General features: G+C 41.3%; 3 protein-coding genes, 1 tRNA gene and 1 pseudogene. 2 read left to right on the forward strand and 3 right to left on the reverse strand.

Features of this window, described 5'->3' with window-relative positions; translation table 11 throughout:
* The first annotated feature begins 153 nt into the window (after window positions 1–153).
* Window positions 154–945: a YdcF family protein gene (locus tag V7K55_RS02795; protein ID WP_334827961.1), complete on the forward strand. Its 792-nt coding sequence runs from the start codon at window positions 154–156 to the stop codon at window positions 943–945.
* Between the two features lie 82 nt (window positions 946–1,027).
* Here V7K55_RS02795 and V7K55_RS02800 read toward each other — a convergent pair.
* From V7K55_RS02800 to V7K55_RS27435, 3 genes and pseudogenes are all read right to left on the reverse strand, one after another.
* Window positions 1,028–1,100: transfer RNA gene (locus V7K55_RS02800), tRNA-Ala, on the reverse strand.
* Window positions 1,101–1,165: 65 nt separating this feature from the next.
* Window positions 1,166–1,894 carry an HAD family hydrolase gene (locus V7K55_RS02805; protein ID WP_334827963.1) on the reverse strand — a complete coding sequence of 243 codons (729 nt, stop codon included), beginning with the start codon at window positions 1,892–1,894 and terminating at the stop codon, window positions 1,166–1,168.
* A gap of 194 nt (window positions 1,895–2,088) precedes the next feature.
* Window positions 2,089–2,332 (reverse strand): annotated as a pseudogene (locus V7K55_RS27435) (methyltransferase type 11); the annotation flags it as partial.
* A gap of 359 nt (window positions 2,333–2,691) precedes the next feature.
* Here V7K55_RS27435 and V7K55_RS02815 point away from each other — a divergent pair.
* The gene (locus tag V7K55_RS02815) at window positions 2,692–3,873 is read left to right on the forward strand and encodes an RtcB family protein (RefSeq protein WP_334827965.1); all 1,182 of its coding nucleotides are present in this window, start codon (window positions 2,692–2,694) and stop codon (window positions 3,871–3,873) included.
* The last annotated feature ends 210 nt before the right edge of the window (window positions 3,874–4,083 follow it).

Genomic DNA, 4,083 nt, shown 5'->3' on the forward strand with positions numbered 1-4,083 from the left:
CTGGGGACTGGGGACTGGGGACTGGGGACTGGGGACTGGGGACTGGGGACTGGGGACTGGGGACTGGGGTGGGAAAAAATTATTTTAATCTTAATACCCAGTCGCTAATCCTCAATTTCTAATCCTTAAATACTCAATCCCTAAATCCTCAATATGTTTGTATATCTATCCAAGTTACTACCACTATTTTTTTATCCACTCGGATTAGCCTGCATCAGTTTGGTAGTGGCATTAGTCACATTGTGGAAACGACCGCGCACGGCGGCGATCGCAATTGCTTTTGCTCTAACTTTATTGCTATTTTGTAGTAATGCTTGGATCGCTAAATCATTAGTGCGATCGCTAGAATGGCAAAATCTTCCGTTCGCTCAAGTACCAGTTGCAGAAGCGATTGTGGTTTTGGGTGGCGCAACTAAATCAGCTTTTTTCCCAAGACCTACGGTTGATTTAAGTGAATCAGGCGATCGCGTGATTTATGCCGCCCAACTATATCGCCAAAAAAAAGCGCCTATAATTATTCTTAGCGGGGGGCGCATTGATTGGCGTGGTAGCGGTTCGCCAGAATCGGCAGATATGGCAACAATACTCACATCTATTGGTATTCCATCTGAGGCGATCGTTCAGGAAACTGAATCTCTTAATACTTATCAAAATGCTGTAAATGTCCGAAAAATTTTAGAATCTCGTAATATTAAACAGGTATTATTAGTTACTTCGGCAATGCACATGCCGCGATCGCTTCGGATTTTCCAACGTCAAGGAATTAATGCTATTCCTACACCCACTGACTTTTTAGTTACTCAGGGTGAACTGCAAGAACTTGGTGGCACTCCCAAAGCCTTTATACTGAATTTATTACCTGATACCGACAATTTGCACCAATTTACCACCGCTTTAAAAGAGTACATTGGTTCTTTTATCTATCGTTTGCGTGGTTGGCTTTAATAAAGTTATGAGTTATTAATTAAGTGAATCTTTCCCGAATCCATTATTCTCCATTTGTCTATTGTTAGAGTCGATGAGCGGATGGAGAATAACGGATTCGAACCGATGGCCTCTGCGGTGCGATCGCAGCACTCTACCAACTGAGCTAATTCCCCTTAATCGGTGCGAAGTCAAGAGTAATATTACTCATTAACTCAATACACTATCATCATATAGTATTCTAACATTCAGTTGCCGATGGTTGAGGCTCTTTTTGGGAATAAACCTTCTGCACCCGTTCCAATTCCAAATCACTGAGATAATCAACAGTCCAGTTACAGCAACGCTGGAGCATGTGAAATGGGTAAGTGTTCGCTACACCTACAACTTGCATTTGCGATCGTTTCGCTGCTGCAATACCTGCTGGGGTATCTTCAATTGCCAGACACTCGTATGGTTGAAGGTTCAATTCAGGATATTCTTTATTTAAGCGTTTTACTACCAGTAAATAACCATCAGGTTCTGGTTTACTGGTGTTGATATCATCACCAGCGACAACAACTTTAAAATGTTGGGCTAGTTTGGCGCGATGGAGTACCAATTCTATTTCTTTACGAATCGCGTCACTAACTAATCCTAATTTCAGATTCCGCGATCGCACTTGAAATATTAAGTCTTCTACACCTGGATATAAAGGCAGTTTCTCTATTTTCTCTAGTTCCACGACATAGGCTTCTGCTTTGCGGTACAACAACTGAGTCAAATAGTTTTCGTTAGCGACTCTACCACGATTAGCGAGTAATTGCTGAAAACAAGCGCGATCGCTGCGTCCTAAAGAAGCTTGACGCTCACTCACCTTTTGGGGTTGGAGATTTTCTTCAACGAGAATCTCATCTATCAGTTGCAGGTGGATTGCTTCATCGTTAATGATGACACCATTAAAATCAAAGATAACTGCCTTTAAACTCATGCCATTATGCCAAATGCTGGAGATCCAAGTCCCTCCAAATCATTATTATCTATTGATGTGGGAGTATAACGACGGACATTTTCAGTTGCGAGCGGTTTAACGCCACTAGTTACCTGATTTATCCACTATACATCCTGCGATCGCACAGCTTTAAACCCTGCTGCACCCATATTTGCATCTATGCTACCAGTAGCATAAGTAACTGCTGCACTGGAATTGAGATATCCACCTGTAATCCCGTGGAAATTTTGACTGCTGTAGGACAAGGGAATTATGACATCATCTCGTTGGAAGCGATATCTACGACGGGCTACGCCTACGCTCTCTTTCTCCCAATCAATTCCTATCAGCGTAACGCCGTAACCCGTCTTCATCAATCAAAAGGCGCACTATAGGGGATAAAAAACGTTCCCAGATTGTATCTTGACGCACTGCCATATTGTGTCAGAACTCTAAGCGGCTATTTAGACCAAAGTTATTTTCTTTACAAATTTTAATACATCGGGAAAACATCTGCTTTCTCTCTGTGGTGTGGGCTTGACTTTTGTAACCTAACTTATTACATTTGTAGTATACTTCAAGCTAATCTCTAAAAGTAGTTCTTCAGCTTCACGAAAACTGAACGAACCAAATGAAGGACACAAAACATTTAAATTGCTACAACTAACTAGTAGGACATCAAGTTTAAATTCATAGGTAAGCAAGTTCGTAATAACGTCTTTAGTGCTAACTACAAACCCTGAAAATTCTTAGATAAATTATCAGTGCCATAAGCTAAATCCAAAATATAAGAAATTATGCCTTACGAAAAATTAGAAATTACCACACCAGCACCTGTTTTCTCTTGGGCAAATCACTCTTTAGGCCCAGACGAAACCAAGATGGCTAAAAATGTAGCATCGCTACCATTTGTGTTTAAGCATGTGGCATTAATGCCAGATGTTCACTTAGGAAAAGGTGCTTTAGTGGGTTCTGTAATTGCGACCAAAGAAGCAATTATGCCTGCTGCTGTTGGTGTGGATATTGGTTGTGGGATGAGCGCTATAAAAACGTCATTTACCGCCGAACAATTAGAAGGTAAACTGAAGAAAATTCGCCTGGATATTGAAGCTGCAATTCCGACTGGGTTTAACGAAAACAAAGACGTTGAAAAATCTGTTATCAACTGGCAACACTGGGATGATTTTAAAGACTTGCATCGTGGCGTGCAAGACTTACAAAGTAAAGCAATGAAACAGATGGGTTCTCTCGGTGGAGGAAATCACTTTATTGAAGTGTGTCTCGATACAGAGAATCAAGTGTGGCTGATGCTGCATTCTGGTTCGCGTAACATCGGCAATAAACTCGCCCAGTGTCATATTCACACAGCTAGAGAATTAGCAAAAATGGCAGGTAATAAATTACCTGACCCAGATTTGGCTCACTTTGTCGCTGGTACGCCAGAATTCCAGGCGTATTGGCACGATTTGCAATGGTCACAAAATTATGCGCGTGTCAACCGCGATGTGATGATGGCGCGTTTTAAGCACATAGTTGAGAAGCATTTAGTCGGTGGAAAGGCAACTAAACCTTTATTACAGGTTAATTGTCATCACAATTACGCCGAGAAAGAAGTGCATTTTGGTGAGGATGTATACGTTACTCGCAAGGGTGCAGTCCGCGCCCAGACTGAAGATTATGGAATTATTCCTGGTTCGATGGGGGCAAAGTCTTTTATTGTTAAGGGTAAAGGTAATGCTCACAGCTTCTGTTCTTGCTCCCACGGTGCAGGGCGTTTGATGTCTAGAAATAAGGCAAAAAATGTCTACACACTTGATGATTTGATAGAGCAAACAAATGGTGTAGAGTGCCGCAAAGATGAGGGCGTGTTAGATGAAATTCCCGGCGCTTATAAACCTATAGAACAAGTAATGAAAAATCAAGCTGATTTGGTTGAAGTTGTAGCAACACTTAAGCAAGTTCTTTGTGTTAAGGGCTAGATTTTTGTGGAGTGGGCAGTGCCCACTTTTTTACTTTTTAAATATAGTAAAAACTCAGTGATTAAAGACGATACTAAAAAGTAGCTCAATGAGATGCTACTTTTTTTCGGAAGCATGTATAGGACTAATATTTGATTTTTGAAAAGATACGTAGGGTGTGTTAGCGTCAGCATAACGCACCAAAACCTTGGAATCAGGTGCGTTACGGCT

The organism is Nostoc sp. (assembly GCF_036919895.1).
Taxonomy (GTDB): domain Bacteria; phylum Cyanobacteriota; class Cyanobacteriia; order Cyanobacteriales; family Nostocaceae; genus Nostoc.

Bases quoted from the DNA above. Each gene is read 5' to 3' on its own strand.
- V7K55_RS02815 (WP_334827965.1), top strand. From the start codon at position 2,692: ATGCCTTACGAAAAATTAGAAATTACCACACCAGCACCTGTTTTCTCT.
- V7K55_RS02805 (WP_334827963.1), bottom strand. From the start codon at position 1,894: ATGAGTTTAAAGGCAGTTATCTTTGATTTTAATGGTGTCATCATTAAC.
- V7K55_RS02795 (WP_334827961.1), top strand. From the start codon at position 154: ATGTTTGTATATCTATCCAAGTTACTACCACTATTTTTTTATCCACTC.